Source organism: Rhizobium sp. SG570, assembly GCF_012275345.1.
In the GTDB taxonomy this organism is placed as follows: Bacteria; Pseudomonadota; Alphaproteobacteria; order Rhizobiales; family Rhizobiaceae; genus Rhizobium; species Rhizobium lusitanum.
On record NZ_JAAZQI010000014.1, the window covers coordinates 159,750 to 174,161 of the forward strand.

The 14,412-nt window shown below is 61.1% G+C and carries 13 protein-coding genes; 7 read left to right on the plus strand and 6 right to left on the minus strand.

Going from position 1 to position 14,412, the window contains the following annotated elements:
- Positions 1-5: 5 nt before the first annotated feature.
- The 3 genes from FHT28_RS25765 to FHT28_RS25775 are packed head-to-tail and all read right to left on the minus strand — an operon-like array spanning position 6 to position 3,107.
- Positions 6-842, minus strand: a complete 837-nt coding sequence (locus FHT28_RS25765; protein WP_047640502.1) for a carbohydrate ABC transporter permease — start codon at positions 840-842, stop codon at positions 6-8.
- A complete protein-coding gene (locus tag FHT28_RS25770; RefSeq protein WP_234903949.1) occupies positions 839-1,759 on the minus strand; it encodes a sugar ABC transporter permease in 921 nt (306 codons plus the stop codon). Before FHT28_RS25770 ends, FHT28_RS25765 begins: the two co-directional genes overlap by 4 nt.
- A 13-nt stretch (positions 1,760-1,772) precedes the next feature.
- On the minus strand, positions 1,773-3,107 hold the full coding sequence (locus FHT28_RS25775; RefSeq protein WP_168597715.1) for an ABC transporter substrate-binding protein: 1,335 nt from the start codon (positions 3,105-3,107) through the stop codon (positions 1,773-1,775).
- A 175-nt stretch (positions 3,108-3,282) separates the two neighbouring features.
- Between FHT28_RS25775 and FHT28_RS25780 the strand changes: the two genes are divergently transcribed.
- Together FHT28_RS25780 and FHT28_RS25785 are read left to right on the plus strand one after the other, a co-directional pair.
- Positions 3,283-4,431, plus strand: a complete 1,149-nt coding sequence (locus FHT28_RS25780; RefSeq protein WP_047640504.1) for a Gfo/Idh/MocA family oxidoreductase — start codon at positions 3,283-3,285, stop codon at positions 4,429-4,431.
- A 21-nt stretch (positions 4,432-4,452) separates the two neighbouring features.
- Positions 4,453-5,418 carry an alpha/beta hydrolase gene (locus tag FHT28_RS25785; RefSeq protein WP_168597716.1) on the plus strand — a complete coding sequence of 322 codons (966 nt, stop codon included), beginning with the start codon at positions 4,453-4,455 and terminating at the stop codon, positions 5,416-5,418.
- Positions 5,419-5,425: 7 nt separating this feature from the next.
- Here FHT28_RS25785 and FHT28_RS25790 read toward each other — a convergent pair whose 3' ends face one another.
- Positions 5,426-6,460: a LacI family DNA-binding transcriptional regulator gene (locus FHT28_RS25790; protein WP_168597717.1), complete on the minus strand. Its 1,035-nt coding sequence runs from the start codon at positions 6,458-6,460 to the stop codon at positions 5,426-5,428.
- Between the two features lie 240 nt (positions 6,461-6,700).
- Between FHT28_RS25790 and FHT28_RS25795 the strand changes: the two genes are divergently transcribed.
- Both FHT28_RS25795 and FHT28_RS25800 read left to right on the plus strand, forming a co-directional pair.
- A complete protein-coding gene (locus tag FHT28_RS25795; RefSeq protein ID WP_168597718.1) occupies positions 6,701-7,654 on the plus strand; it encodes a sugar kinase in 954 nt (317 codons plus the stop codon).
- Positions 7,651-8,946 carry a D-tagatose-bisphosphate aldolase, class II, non-catalytic subunit gene (locus FHT28_RS25800; RefSeq protein WP_168597719.1) on the plus strand — a complete coding sequence of 432 codons (1,296 nt, stop codon included), beginning with the start codon at positions 7,651-7,653 and terminating at the stop codon, positions 8,944-8,946. Before FHT28_RS25795 ends, FHT28_RS25800 begins: the two co-directional genes overlap by 4 nt.
- A gap of 16 nt (positions 8,947-8,962) precedes the next feature.
- Here FHT28_RS25800 and FHT28_RS25805 read toward each other — a convergent pair whose 3' ends face one another.
- Both FHT28_RS25805 and FHT28_RS25810 read right to left on the minus strand, forming a co-directional pair.
- Positions 8,963-9,628: an HAD-IA family hydrolase gene (locus FHT28_RS25805; RefSeq protein WP_318284027.1), complete on the minus strand. Its 666-nt coding sequence runs from the start codon at positions 9,626-9,628 to the stop codon at positions 8,963-8,965.
- Positions 9,625-10,551: a sugar-binding domain-containing protein gene (locus FHT28_RS25810; RefSeq protein ID WP_037200222.1), complete on the minus strand. Its 927-nt coding sequence runs from the start codon at positions 10,549-10,551 to the stop codon at positions 9,625-9,627. Before FHT28_RS25810 ends, FHT28_RS25805 begins: the two co-directional genes overlap by 4 nt.
- A gap of 229 nt (positions 10,552-10,780) precedes the next feature.
- Between FHT28_RS25810 and FHT28_RS25815 the strand changes: the two genes are divergently transcribed.
- From FHT28_RS25815 to FHT28_RS25825, 3 genes are all read left to right on the plus strand, one after another.
- The gene (locus FHT28_RS25815; protein ID WP_037200221.1) at positions 10,781-11,722 is read left to right on the plus strand and encodes a tagatose-bisphosphate aldolase; all 942 of its coding nucleotides are present in this window, start codon (positions 10,781-10,783) and stop codon (positions 11,720-11,722) included.
- Positions 11,715-13,127, plus strand: coding sequence for an ROK family protein (locus FHT28_RS25820; RefSeq protein WP_168597720.1), 1,413 nt, complete (start codon positions 11,715-11,717; stop codon positions 13,125-13,127). The genes FHT28_RS25815 and FHT28_RS25820 overlap by 8 nt, the downstream gene beginning before the upstream one ends.
- Positions 13,128-13,352: 225 nt before the next feature.
- Positions 13,353-14,342 carry a substrate-binding domain-containing protein gene (locus FHT28_RS25825; RefSeq protein WP_037200218.1) on the plus strand — a complete coding sequence of 330 codons (990 nt, stop codon included), beginning with the start codon at positions 13,353-13,355 and terminating at the stop codon, positions 14,340-14,342.
- The last annotated feature ends 70 nt before the right edge of the window (positions 14,343-14,412 follow it).

Sequence of the window (14,412 nt, forward strand, 5' to 3'; positions counted from 1 at the left end):
TCCCGCTATTCCTTGATTCCGCCTTGGGTCAGGCCTTCGATGATGTGTCGTTGGAAGAAGAGCACCAAGACAATGAGCGGCACGGTGACGACAGCCGATGCGGCGGCGATGTCTCCCCAGGGCACGTAATATTGATTGGTGAAATTGGCGATGCCGACCGGGATCGTCTGGCTGTCGCTATCCGAGGTGAAGGCCAGCGCGAAAAGGAACTCGTTCCAGGCGGTGATGAAAGCAAGCAGGCCTGTCGTGACCAGGCTCGGCAGCGACATCGGCAGGATGATATGCCAGAGCAGGCCGACCGGACCGACGCCGTCCATGCGGGCCGCCTCGTCGATCTCGCGCGGCAATGTCTCGAAGTAGCCGAACAGGACCCAGGTCACCAACGGCAGTCCGAGTGCGAGATAGGTGATGATCAACGCCGTATAGGTATCGAGCAACCCGAGATCCGACGCAATGAGATAGAGCGGGCCGACCAGCGCGATCTGCGGAAACATCGACACCGAAAGAATGACCGTGAGGATGCCGAAGCGCCCCCTCACATCGAGGCGCGACAGCGAAAAGGCGGCGAGCGAGCCGACGATCAGGCAGAGAGCCGTGGTCGACAACGCGACGATGAGCGAGTTCATCACATAGTGATGCAGGCCTTTTTCGATGAAGGCGTTATAGTAATGCTCCAGCGTGAACGGGTTCGGAATGAGCGAGGGCGTTCCCTCGGTCAGTGCCTTGTCGAGCTGGAACGAGGTTGAGAACTGCCAAAGGAACGGGCCGGCGGACCAGATGAGGATAAGCAGTGCGCCGAAGTAGATGACGAGGCTTTGAAAGACGGAGCGGCTTTCGTTCATGTCGTCTTCCTTATCTGCCGCACGAGGAAGATGCAGAAGACAACGGCGATCAGCCCCTCCGTGATGAACATGGCGGTCGAGACGGCCGAGCCATAGCCGAACTGAAGCGTCGAAAAGAGCACCTTGTAGGACAGCGTCGAAAGCGTCTCGGTGGAATCGGCCGGGCCTCCGCCCGTCAGCACATAGACCAGATCGAAGACACGGAACGCATCGAGCGCGCGAAAGAGGCCGGCAATCAGCAGCGTCGGCATCAAGAGCGGCAGCCGGATATGCCAGAAGATCGTCCAGGCTCGCGCGCCGTCCATGCGGGCGGCCTCGACCAGGGATTTCGGAACGGTTTGCAGCCCTGTCAGCAGCAGAAGCGCCATGAACGGCGTGGTTTTCCAGACGTCGGCAAGGATGATCGTCGTCAGGGCCGTATCGGGCGAGCCGTACCAGTTGACGTTCTGGTCGATCAGCCCCGCATGCAGCAGGATGAAATTGATGATGCCGTGCTGACCATCGAAGAGCCAGCCGAACATCTTCGATGTCACGACGGTCGGCATGGCCCAGGGCACGAGCATGGCGGCGCGGATCATGCCGCGGCCGGCGAAGGTCTCGCAAAGGATCAGCGCCATCGCAAGGCCGATGAACGTCTCAAGCCCGGTCGAGATCACGGTGAACCAGATGGTGTGCCACCAGGCATTCCAGAAAGGCGGATCGGCCAGCAATTGCACATAGTTGGCGATGCCGATGAAATCATTGTCCTGAGTGATCAGCGAGCGATTGGTGAAGGACAGATAGAGGCCGTTGAAGATCGGATAGAAGGATACCGATGCGAGCGAGATGAAAGCCGGTAACAGCAGCAGCCAGGGCCAGAGGGCGCTTGGCAGCGCCCTCGATTTGCCTGGGGTTCGCTCGGACGCGGGAACCGTCATCGTTACGGCCATTTCAGCCAACGATCTTGTTGATCTGGGTAGCCGCCGCCTGCAGTTCCGCCTTGACGTTGCCGCTGACCAGCGCCTTCGAGATGCTGGACTGCAATGCCAGCGTCACCTTGGCATATTGCGGCGTGATCGGCCGCGGTGTGGCGCCGGTGAAGACGCTCTGGAGGCTCGCCATGAACGGCTGCTCGGCCTTCAGCTTTGCATCCTGGAATATCGCCGGACGCGAGGGTGCAAGACCGAAATTAAGGGCCAGCCGGGTTTGGGTTTCCGGCGACGACATCCAGGTCAAGAATTCGATCGCCGCTTCCCGCTTCTTGGAATTGGCATTGATGCCCAGCTGGTAGCCGCCGAGGCACGCGGCACTCTTGCCGCCGGCAAAATGCGGCAGCGGAGCGACGGCAACCTTGTCGACGACATGCGAGGCCTTTGGATCCTGCGCGATCGGATAGACATAGGACCAGTTGCGCATGAACATCGCCTCGCCCGACGTAAACGGCTGGCGAGAAGGCTCCTCATCCCAGGACAGGACGTTCTGAGGGCTGACCTTCGTCTTGTTGATGGTGTCATAGAGGAACTGGATCGCTTCGACGGCAGCATCATCGCCGATGACCGAGGATTTACCGTCGGCGGAAAGGATGGAACCTCCGTTGGACGCGATGATTTCGACGGCGTCGCAGATCAGGACTTCCGCCTGTTTGCCCTGCCAGAGATAGCCGAACTTGGCGTCGCCGGCCTTCTGTGCCTCAGCCGCGATCGTTGCCATGTCGGCCCAGGTTTCCGGCACCTTGCCGCCATGCTTCTCCACCAGATCCTTGCGATAGTAGAACATGCCGGAATCGACGAACCACGGCAGCGCGGTGAGTTTGCCGCCATAGGTGCAGGCGGCGACCGTACCGGGGAAGTATTCGGCGCGCTTGTCCTTCGGGAAATATTCGTCGAGCGGCAAGGCCCAGCCCGCGGCCGCAAAGCCTGCGATCCAGATGACATCCTGGCTGAAGACATCAGGCGTCCCATTGCGGCGTGCCAGCTGCTGGACGAGCCCCTGATAGACTTCTGTCGACGAGCTTGGCGGCGGCAGCTCGATGAACTTGACGGTCACCCGGCTTTGCGACTCGTTGAAAGCCTTGACGAGATCGCCAAGCCCTTCCTTGCCGAAGAAGCTGGCACTGGCAAAGCTGATTTCCGTCCGGTCGGCGGCGCGCGCCGGGCGGATGCCAAAGCCGGACGCAACGCTAAGTGTCGCCGCGCCCGCCGCACCGAGCAGCAGCTGGCGGCGGTCGAGCATCATCGATTGGCTGATCATCTTGGAGTCAGCCGGCGTCTTCTTGAAACCTCTCATGTTTCCCTCCCAGGAAGACTGGCGACCTCCGTATCTCCGCGCCAGTATTCGCACATGTTTCATAAAAAATTGTCGCGCGTCAAGAAATAAGATGCTTTAAATCACATCTGGAATCGTCGTTCGGGTGCGTCGACGCGCCGCGAACGAATGAAGTGCATCAGGGAGGATTGAAAATATGACAGGAAATTCAAAGGAAAAGCTCGGCGTCGGAGTCATTGGCTGCGGCAATATCTCCATGACTTATCTGCGCAATGCGGCGCTGTTTGCCGGCGTCGAATTGCGCGCCTGCGCCGATATATCGGCCGATGCGGCCGCACTGCGCGCTCGTGAATATGGCATTCGCGCCTTGAGCGTCGACCAGCTGCTCGCCGATCCAGAGGTCGATCTGGTCCTGAACCTCACGGTTCCCGCCGTGCATTTCGACGTGACCATGTCGGCCCTGTCTGCCGGCAAGCATGTCTTCACCGAGAAGCCGCTCGCGACATCGGCGGCCGACGGCCGCCTCCTTGTGAAGGAAGCCAGGCGCCGCGGCTTGCGGCTGGGCTCGGCCCCCGACACATTCCTCGGCGCGGCGGGCCGTCGGGCACGGCGCTTGATGGAGGAAGGCGCGATCGGTCGTCCGGTCAGCGGTACGGCCTTCATGATGGGGCGCGGCATGGAGCACTGGCACCCCAATCCGCACTTCTACTACCAGCCGGGCGGCGGTCCTGTCTTCGACATGGGCCCCTACTATCTGACTATGATGGTGAACCTGCTCGGGCCGGTCGTGCGCGTCATGGCGATGGCGACGAAGGGCCAGGAAGAACGCCTCATCACCGCCGATGGCCCTTTCAAGAACACGAGCTTTAAGGTCGGCACACCGACCAATGTTCTCTCGCTGCTGGAATTCGCATCCGGCGCCACGGTCAATTTCGGCGCCTCGTGGGACGTCTTCCGCCACTCCAATCATCCGATCGAACTGCATGGCACCGAGGGGTCGCTGCGCCTGCCCGACCCCGACACGTTCGGCGGAACGGTATCCCTGTCCGAGCGTGGCGCCGATTGGCGTGATTTCGATAGTGACGGCGAGCTCTATGGCAAGAGGAATTGGCCATATGCGGCGCCGGATCGGGCAAATTACCGCATGCTTGGCGTTGCCGACCTCGCGCGCTCGCTTGAGGAGAACCGGCCGCCACGGGCATCCGGCGAGCTTGCGCTGCATGTACTCGAAATCATGGAGGCCATTCTGGCTTCAGGAGAAAGTGGACAATCCGTCAGGATTGCGGGCGATCTTACGCAGCCGCCATTGCTCGGCGAGGACGAAGCGCGCAGTCTTCTCGCCTGACGCCAGCCAGGGGACGCTGATATGACCAAACAGCCCGATGAAAACGCCCGACAGCTTCTCGATCTTGGCAAGAGATCGAAGCCTCGCGTATTCGAAGATGGTACGCCCGAACAAGCCCGCCTCGATTACAATGCCGGCTTCCTCTCGGTTCAAGGCGCCAAGGAGACCGTAACCTCGTTAGAGGACAGGCAGATCGACGGTCCGAACGGCCGGATCAATCTGCGCCTCTATCGTGGCATCGATACGCCATCGCGGGATGCCGCCGCCCTGCTCTATCTCCACGGCGGCGGCTGGATGCTTGGCAATCTCGATTCGCATGATGAGATTTGCCGATGGTTCGCCAATATCGCGCGGTGCGTCGTCATCTGCCCGGACTACCGTCTGGCGCCCGAACACAGGTTTCCAGTCGGCTTGGCGGACTGCGCGGCGACATTGACCTACATGGCTCGGAATGCGGCCGAACTCGGCATCGATCCCCTGCGCATAGCGGTCGCCGGAGATAGCGCCGGCGGCAATCTTGCGGCGGTTCTGGCGCTGATGGCGCGCTCTGGCGAAGTGCCGACGCTTGTGGCGCAGCTACTGATCTATCCCAATACCGATGCCGCACAGACGGCGGACAGCTATCGTCGCCATGGCGAAGGTTTTGGCCTGACGTTGTCAACGATGCGATGGTTTCGCGATCACTATGTCCGCAGCAGTGCGGATATCCTCGATTGGCGAGTTTCGCCGCTGCGCGCGGAAAGTCTGGCGGATGTCGCCCCCGCCTTCGTCCTCCTTGCGGAGTACGACATCCTTGCCGACGAGGGCCTCGCCTATGCCGAGCGTCTGCGAGAAGACGGTGTCCCCGTGGTACTTCGCCAATGGCCCGGGCAGATCCACGGCTTCGTCTCGATGGGCAAGTACATTCCCGTCGCACGCCAGGCGGTCGAGGAAGCGGTTGCGGCATGGCGCGGCTTCGAAGAGGTTTCCGATCAAACGAAGCCTTGAGGCAGCGTCAGGCCGATTGCCTCATGACCAGCGTGCCGTTCAGGCGGACCATGGGCGCGACCGCCTGAGCCGGCTCATCCGTATCGCCAAGAAGCGCCAGCAGCGAATCGACGCTGTTTGCCGTCATGGCGGCGAAATCCTGTGCCATCGTCGTCAGCGGCGGGCAGGTATAGCGGCTCAGCGGATGATCGTCATGCGCGGCTATCCGCAGATCATCGCCCTTCTTACGTCCGACTTTCAGCCCATGCGCGAAAGCGGCGGCCATGACGCCGAAGGCGAGACGATCGTTGGCGCACAGAATGGTCCGGCGCGGCAGGGTGTTCGCATTCAGGATGTCGTCCATCTGATGGTAACCGACATGCTCGAACTCCCAGGTGTAGGAGGCCGTCGTCTTGATCACCAACGGCTCATGGCCGGAGGCCTCCATCGTGGCGATGTAGCTCGCCAGTCTCTCCGGCGAGTTGTGATTGACATGAGGAATATCAAGATAGGCCGGCGCTTCGCCGGACCGGCAGAGATATTCGACGATCGTCGCGACGCTCTGCCTGTTGTCATTGCCGATGAAAGGCGTATTCCCCTCGATGTAGGTGTCGAAATAGACGATCGGCACATTTTGCGCCAACCTCTCGAACGCCCGCGGATGGGACGTCTGTCCGAGCGGCGCGGCCACGGCACCTGCGACCTTCAAGGAGAGCATCGTGTTGACGGCTTCCCTCTCCAGTTCCGGCAGACCATGCGAGGAAAACACGATCGGCCAATAGCCTTCGTCGCGCAGCCTCAACTCGAGACGATTGACCATCTCCGCATAGAATGGATCGGTCAACGCCGGAACGAGAATGCCGATATTGCGGGTTCTCTTCCGGTTGAGATTTCGTGCATAGATGTTCGGCTGATAGTTGGACGAACGGAGAGCAGCTTCGATCAGAGCACGCGTTACCGGCTTCACACTGGTCGGATCGTCGAAATATTTGGAAAGCGTGGGACGGGAGACGCCGCAGGACTTTGCGAAATCCTCCATTGTCTTATGCGTCATTTTTTCCATCGAATGCCGACCATCCTGCCTGAGCCGAACCGCTCGCTTTTCCCGTTATGCGTCCACCCGAAAGCAAGCGCAATCGACGACACAAATTCCGGTAAAGTTTTCCGGAACTTACGTCATGCAAAAATATTACGTGCGCAAATTTATTAATTGACGCACAAAAGTTCAAGTCTTAGAAACTTGGCCGGTTCAAAGGCTTCGCGCCGCCAAAATTGAAACCACCACGAAGTGAGTTCAGCCTGCATGAAAAAGCTCGTCAGTGCCGGAGAGATCGTCGTCGAAATCATGGCGGATCGGGTCGATCAAAGCCTTGCCGAGCCCGGACTGCTGCACGGTCCCTTTCCTTCCGGTGCGCCGGCGATCTTTATCGCCCAGGCTGCACGCCTTGGCCAGCCGGCTGGCCTGATCAGCGCGGTGGGCGATGACGATTTCGGCCATCTCAATATCGATCGATTGCGGGACTGGGGCGCGGATGTCTCCGCCATTGCCGTCCACAAGGGACAGGCGACGGGCACGGCCTTCGTTTCCTATCGGGCCGACGGTAGCCGCCACTTCGTCTTCAACATCAAGAACAGCGCGGCCGGATCGATCGAGATCGACGAAGCGGCCGTGGCACTTCTGGCCGGTGCCGATCATTTCCACGTCATGGGCTCCTCGCTATTTTCCGAGAGGGCGACGTCAGTCATTCTCTCGGGTATCGAAATGGTCAAGCGCAAGGGCGGCACGGTCTCCTTCGATCCAAACATCCGCAAGGAGATGATCGAGCTGCCCGGCATGCGCGAGGCGCTGACCAAGGTTCTGATGTTGACCGATATTTTCCTGCCGAGCGGCGAGGAACTGTTCATCTTCACCGATGCCGCCGACGAGGCTTCGGCGGTAACCGAAATGCTGGCGTGCGGCATTTCGGCGGTGATCGTCAAAAAAGGCTCTGCGGGTGCCGTCTATTACGACCGGCATCGTCAGGTCACGGCCCAGGGCTTTCCTGTCACAGAGGTTGATCCAACTGGTGCAGGTGATTGTTTTGGCGCGGGATTCGTCTCGCTCTGGCTCCGTGGCGCTCATCCCGAAGACGCTTTGCGCATAGCCTGCGCGTGTGGGGCGCTGGCCGTCACGCGCAAGGGGCCGATGGAAGGAATCGCAACGCTCGCCGAGGTGCAGGCATTCCTTGATGACGCAATCGGGAGGCCTTCGCCATGAATGCGACGCGACGGCTGGCAAGAATGCCGCAACGCCGCGCCGAGGGATTGACAACCGGTATCACCTCCGTCTGCTCTGCACACCCGCTTGTCATCGAGGCAGCGTTGACGCATGGCAAAGCCAGAAATGCCGATGTGCTCATCGAGGCGACCTGCAATCAGGTCAATCAGGATGGCGGCTACACCGGCATGACGCCTGCCGATTTCCGGACCTTCGTCGAGGCGATTGCCGCAAAGGTCGGGTTCGCTCCGGACAGGCTCATTCTGGGCGGCGATCATCTCGGTCCCAATCCATGGAAGCATTTGCGCGCCGATGAGGCGATGTCGAAGGCGAAGACAATGATCGACGCCTTTGCCGCTGCCGGCTTTACCAAGCTCCATCTCGATACCAGCATGGCCTGCGCCGACGATCCGCAGGCACTGCCCGATGCGACGATCGCGGCCAGGGCCGCGCAATTGGCCGAGGTATCGGAAGCCCGGGTCCGTCAATCCGGAACGCAGGCTCCAAGCTACATCGTCGGCACCGAAGTCCCTGTTCCCGGCGGCGCGGTCGAGGCGCTGGACCATATGCACATAACCACGCCGGACGATGCGCTCGCGACGGTGGAACTGCATCGCCAAGCCTTTGCTCAATTGGGTCTCGACGAGGCCTTTGCGCGGGCGATCGGCGTTGTCGTCCAGCCCGGTGTTGAATTCGGCAATGCCGAGGTGATTGGCTATCAGCGCCGGCCAGCCGCCAGCCTGGCCGCCACCTTGAACGACATGCCGCAATTCGTGTTCGAGGCGCATTCGACCGACTACCAGAGCGCCGAGGCGCTTCGAGATCTTGTCAGCGACGGCTTTGCGATCCTCAAAGTCGGCCCCTGGCTGACCTTCGCCCTTCGCGAAGCCCTGTATGGCTTGAACTCGATCGCCGAAGTGCTTGCTCCGCGCGCGATTGGCCAAACGCTGCCGGCAGCGATGGAACAGATCATGTTATCCTCACCCGAACACTGGCAAAAATACTATCCGGGCGATGCGCGCGAGCAGTTTATCCAGCGGCACTACTCTTTCAGCGACCGCATTCGTTATTACTGGGCTATGCCTGCTGCACAGGGGGCGGTGGATGAGCTGATGTCGGCCCTCGAAAGGCGCATCATCCCGCGCCCCTTGATAAGCCAATATCTCGGCCATCTGGAGCCCATGATTGCCGATGGATCGGTCATGCCGGAGGCGCGGGCTCTCGTGCTCGCCAACGTCGTCCGTGTGCTCGACATCTATGCCGGTGCGATCGACGGCGCGACCCGGCAATAGCGTAGCGTTGAACGGCTCATGCAAGCTTTCTCGAGATGAGAAGAGGCCCAGACGAGGCAATCTCCAGCGCCAGATGGTCATAGTTTTCGATGCTTGGATGCCGAGTGATGAGCGGTGCGCGGTGGGTCGCGCTGATCACGAGTACGGAAGCGCCGGCGGTTTCGGCGGCTTCGACGCCGGCGGGAGCGTCCTCGAAAACGAGACATTCCTCAATGGGTTGCGCCAATGTCTTCGCAGCCAGCAGAAAGCAATCAGGCGCCGGTTTGCCGTTCTGTACGTCCTCGCCGGCGATCAGCACCGGCGGCCAGGGAAGGCCGGCTGCTTCGAGGCGGACCCTGGCCAGTTCCCGTGGAGCGGAGGTGACGATCGCCCAGCGATCCCGAGGCAGGCTCTCCAGGAAATCTAGTGCACCCATGATCGGCTCAACGCCGACCACATCGTCGATCTCAGCCTGGGTCAGAAACCTGACCTCCTCCGCCGGATCAATCCCCGACAGGCCGAGCCGGGTGATCGTTTCAATCGCCTTTCTGCCATGAACGGTGGCCAACAGGCTTTCTGCATCGACACCTCGCCGCTCCGCCCACGCTGTCCAGACCCGCTCGGCAACCGCAATGGAGTTCAGGATGGTTCCATCCATATCGAACAGGAAGGCGCCGAAGGAGCGGCCGGAAAAAAGCGTCACGGCTGATCCTCGGTTTTCTGATTGGACGACAGTCGGTCAAGGATCGCCTGCGCGGTATTGGCATCGGTGACCAGCGCGTTGATCATCCCGGATCGCGCCGCTCCGATAATGCCGGGTGCCTTGCCCGGAGTGGCGGCAACGGCAATGCACAGGGGCACCTTTCGCAACTGTTCCGGCGAGGCCGCGATCATCCGTTCCTCGCCGTCCCAATGCAGGATCTCGCCGGCTTCGGTGACATAGTGGCGCAATACGTCGCCTGCGGCATGGCTCAGCGCCCTTTCTCCCGGCAGCGCTGCCGTCGCCTCGGATGGGTTCGACGCGTGCGTCAAACCGACGCCGACGATCGCCGCATCCAGCCTGTCCCAGAGCGACGTCACCTGCTGCACCGTGGGATCGGCGAGGAAAGCGTCCCTGAGTTCGGTGGAGGAGACATAGGGGGCATGCAGGAAATGCGGCATGCCGCCCATCTGGGCGGCCGCCTGACGCACGAATTCATTGATCTGGAAGTGTGCCGCTGCCTGCTGCATGCCGCCATTGAGGGCGACGGTAATAATTCCGGGCAATTGCGGCAAGCCGGCAAGCGTCACCTCCCGCACCGCCCTTCCCCAGCCGATGCCGAGCGTCGAGCCCGAGCGCAGCCCCGCCTGCTGCATGAGCGAGCCGACCGGAGCAGCAAGCGCGCTCAAGACGTTGGACGACGGCGTGTCGATCACCGCGGCCGTGCGCAATTTCAGACCATCGATCAGTGCGGCGCTCAGATCTTCCGACGGCGAATGATCGATTACCTCGATCCTGACGATCCCGACCGAGCGAGCCCGCTGCAGCAGCCGCGAGACCGTGGCCGTCGATAGGCCAAGCTTCTTGGCGATATCCACCTGCGACATGTCGGACTGGTAATGCAGCTTGGCGACGGTATGCAGCAAAGCACGATTTGCTGCAGCCTCCTGCGACTGAGATGAATTCAGGTTGAAATTCCTTTCTGCAATGTGTTACACATTTCCTGCTTGAGGAGTTATCGCTCAAAACAGCCGATTTCGCAACGCTTATGCGGCGGCACATGCGCACCCTCAATATCAGAGGTTTGGCCTCTCCTGGGAGTGGAGAAGTCAAACCGGCATCATTGCCGTTTCGCACGGCGGGAGGAAGGATCAGATGACGAGATTGACCACAGCGGAAATGCGCGGCTATCAACAGATTTGCGGTAGCGATGGCGCCATGATGGTGATTGCCTGCGATCAACGCGGCGGCATGCGCAGCCTGTTGGCCAAGGACCCGGCGGAACAGGCCGCCATCTCCGACAAGGTATTGGGCGACACCAAGGCCGATATCGCCCGTTTCCTGGCAAGCAAGGCGTCCTGCGTTCTGGTCGACCCGATCTGCGCGGTGCCTGCACTGGTCGATGATCGGATCATCCAGCGCGATACCGCGCTCCTGATCGGCCTCGATGCTTCTGGTTGGGATACTTCGCCCGAAGGCTATCGTTTGTCGAAGCTGGTTCCCGGCATTTCCGCCCGCCGCGTGCGCCAGCTGGGTGCCACTGGCGGCAAGATCATGGTCTATCTCCGCTCGGATCGCGATGAGGCGAATGTCCGCAACATCGAAATTCTGCGCCAATGCATCGAGGATTTCGCGCGCGAGGATCTGCTGCTCGTCGTCGAGTTCCTCACTTACAAGTTCGAAGATGAGGACGAAGCAGACTACAAGGCCAAGCTGCCCTCACTGATCGTCGGCGGCAGCCGGATCTGCCTGGATTGCGGCGCGAAGGTCTTGAAGATCCCCTATCCGGGCTCGACGGAAGCCTGCGCCGAGGTGACGCGCCTCGCGGGCGATGTCCCTTGGGCTGTCCTGTCCGCGGGCGTCGATCACGCAACTTTCCTCTCGCAGGTCGAGGATGCCATGCGCAACGGCGCCTCCGGCGTCATCGCCGGCCGCTCGCTCTGGAAGGACTGCATTTCCCTGGACCGCACGGTGACTAAGGATCGGCTTGAAACGGTTGCCGTACCGCGGCTTCGCGAAATTCAGGCTCTTATCGCCACACACTTCAAAGGCGCTGGCTCGAAGAGCGCCAATCAGGGGCAGCGCGCCAATGCCTGATATCGCCATCGGCGTGGACATTGGCGGCACGAATATTCGCGCCGCTCTCGTCTCCGATCGCGGCGAGATCCACACGAAACTGTCGGAGCGGACACCGACCGATCCCCTTCAAGTCCTCGAACGCGTGATCGCCATGGCACGCCAGCTCGACCGACCGGACGTTGCTGGCATCGGTCTCGGCATCCCCGGCCGCGTCGATGTCGCCAACCGCGAGATCCTGTCGGGCGGCATCCTCAATCTTGCCGGTCTCAACTTTGCGGAGCGGATCGAGGCGGCTATCGGGAAGAGAGTGGTCGTTGAGAATGATTGCAGCATGGCGCTGATCGCCGAGATGCGCATTGGCGGCGCGAAAGGTTACAGAAACGTCGCCATGCTGACGATCGGAACGGGCATCGGCGGCGCTGTCGCCCATGCCGGCAGCATCTATCACGGCCACAGGGCGGCCGGACAGCTTGGCCATATCTGCGTCTCGCAGGATGGCCCGCCTTGCCCGTGCGGCAGACGCGGTTGTGTGGAGACGTTTAGTTCGGGAACCGCACTGCGCCGTCACATAGCCGAAGCCGGCCTGTCGGCCGCCACCGTCGGCGAGGTTTTCGATTTGGCCGCCGCAGGAAACGACGATGCCAGGCGTGTCTTGCACCAGTGGGCTGCACCGTTGCGCGCGGCCCTCGACAACATCGCAGCGACGATGGATCCGGAAGTCATCCTGCTCGGTGGTGGTCTCGGCTGCGACGCCGCGCGTGCGCTTGCCGACCTCCCGGCGGTCGCTCCATGGTTTTGCCCGGCAATATTGCCGGCCAAGCTCGCCGATGATGCAGGCGTCATCGGCGCCGGCCTGTCGATCTTCAGCAACGCCGGCGGGACGACCGAAAAGCATGTCGTGCTGGTCAACGGCGTGCCGGCCTCGGGAAAGAGCCGGCTTGCCAAGGCGCTGTCCGAGCGCACCGGCTGGCCGATTCTCTCCCTCGACGGCATCAAGAATCCGTTCCTGCAGCATATCGGCCCCGTCGACCGCGACTTCAATCGCACCTTGGGAAAAGCGAGCTACCAGGCGATCTGGTCCTTCATTGCCGATGCGCCGGCCAGTTCGACATTTATCGTCGATGCCTGGTTCGGCTTTCAGCCGAAAGCACAGCTCGAGGCCTATATAGCGGATGCAAAGATCGCGCGGGTAGCCGAACTCTGGTGCAAGGTTCCCGGGACTGTTGCCGGCGAGCGCTATGCCAGCCGCCTGAAAGATCGATTGCCGGGCCATCCGGGCGCCGAATATGTACAGGAACTGATTGCGCTTGCCGATCGTGCCGAGCCCATGGGTTGCGGGGCCGTGATGACGATCGATCAGACGAAGGAGCTGGATATGGACGCTGTCGTGGCGTGGGTTTCGCAGGTGTTCGGCGGCAGCTAATGCGGCCGCCGTCCAGGCGGCCGGTACAGGGTTAGAACAATGTTTGACTGCCGCTCGACGCGATGTCTGCGGCAGATCGTAACGTTGCGGATAGCTTTAAATTGCCTAAACATATCAACCAGATGAACGAAATTCCTTGCAGAAAAAAATTACTTGACGAGCCGCAGTAAGCCACTGATTATCGCTTTGCCGGACGGGGAGGTTCGGCTTCAAGAGGAGGAAGTTATGGAGCGCCGCTCATTTCTAAAGGCTTCGGCCGTGGCATCGCTTGCCACCGGTGTTGCCGCAATCGCCGGCAGTGCCAAAGCCCAGGATAAGAAGTTTACGATTGCCCTCATTCCGGGCCTGACGACCGATGCCTTCTACATCACCATGCGCAAGGGCGCCGAAGCCGCCGCCAAGGCAGTTGGCGCAACGCTCGTGTTCCAGGGCGCGCCCGACTTCAACCCGGTGACCCAGGTGCCGGTTCTTGACGCCGTAATCGCCAAGAAGCCCGACGCGATCCTGATCGCGCCGACCGACAAGGACCAGCTGATCCAGCCGCTGAAAAAGGCTGCTGACGCCGGCATTCCGGTCATCACCGTCGATACCTTCATCGGCACCGGCGTCTATCAGACCGGAAAGGGAGACGCGGATTTTCCGCTGGCCTATATCGCTTCCGACAACCTGCTCGGCGGCGCGATCGCCGCGCGTGCGCTGGCAAAGGCAGTGGGCGAGAAGGGCAAGGTCTACGTTTCCAACGTCAAACCCGGCATCTCGACCACGGACCAGCGCGAGCAGGGCTTCAAGGACGAGATGAAGAAATATCCGAACATCACCGTTCTGGATACGCAGTATAATGACGACGACGCCAACAAGGCGGCCTCGCAACTCCAGGCCGTCTATGCCCGCAACTCCGATCTCGACGGAGTCTTCGGCGCCAATCTGTTCTCGGCCCTTGGCGCAGCCAACGGCGTGCAGCAGGCAGGCCAGACGGGCAAGATCCGCGTGGTCGCCTTCGATGCGCCGACGACGATCGTCGACAACATCAACTCCGGCCTCGTCGATCTGGCGATTGCACAACATCCGGCTGAAATCGGCTATTTCGGCGTCATGGCGGCCTATGCGCATCTGACCGGCAACTCGATCCCGACAGCGATCGGCACCGGCTTCACGGTCATCGACAAATCGAACGTCGCCGACAAGAACGTCGCGAAGTTCATCTACTCCGACTAATCGGTTGAACTCTGTGCCTCGTCCATGGGGCGGGGCACGTCTCTGATCATAATGGAGGGAATGGCGTGAC

What these genes read in the sequence shown, in the direction of transcription:
- FHT28_RS25785 (WP_168597716.1), top strand. Translation starts at nt 4,453, where the DNA reads ATGACCAAACAGCCCGATGAAAACGCCCGACAGCTTCTCGATCTTGGC.
- FHT28_RS25815 (WP_037200221.1), top strand. Translation starts at nt 10,781, where the DNA reads ATGACGAGATTGACCACAGCGGAAATGCGCGGCTATCAACAGATTTGC.
- FHT28_RS25790 (WP_168597717.1), bottom strand. Translation starts at nt 6,460, where the DNA reads ATGGAAAAAATGACGCATAAGACAATGGAGGATTTCGCAAAGTCCTGC.
- FHT28_RS25780 (WP_047640504.1), top strand. Translation starts at nt 3,283, where the DNA reads ATGACAGGAAATTCAAAGGAAAAGCTCGGCGTCGGAGTCATTGGCTGC.
- FHT28_RS25775 (WP_168597715.1), bottom strand. Translation starts at nt 3,107, where the DNA reads ATGAGAGGTTTCAAGAAGACGCCGGCTGACTCCAAGATGATCAGCCAA.
- FHT28_RS25825 (WP_037200218.1), top strand. Translation starts at nt 13,353, where the DNA reads ATGGAGCGCCGCTCATTTCTAAAGGCTTCGGCCGTGGCATCGCTTGCC.
- FHT28_RS25820 (WP_168597720.1), top strand. Translation starts at nt 11,715, where the DNA reads ATGCCTGATATCGCCATCGGCGTGGACATTGGCGGCACGAATATTCGC.
- FHT28_RS25795 (WP_168597718.1), top strand. Translation starts at nt 6,701, where the DNA reads ATGAAAAAGCTCGTCAGTGCCGGAGAGATCGTCGTCGAAATCATGGCG.
- FHT28_RS25770 (WP_234903949.1), bottom strand. Translation starts at nt 1,759, where the DNA reads ATGACGGTTCCCGCGTCCGAGCGAACCCCAGGCAAATCGAGGGCGCTG.
- FHT28_RS25800 (WP_168597719.1), top strand. Translation starts at nt 7,651, where the DNA reads ATGAATGCGACGCGACGGCTGGCAAGAATGCCGCAACGCCGCGCCGAG.
- FHT28_RS25765 (WP_047640502.1), bottom strand. Translation starts at nt 842, where the DNA reads ATGAACGAAAGCCGCTCCGTCTTTCAAAGCCTCGTCATCTACTTCGGC.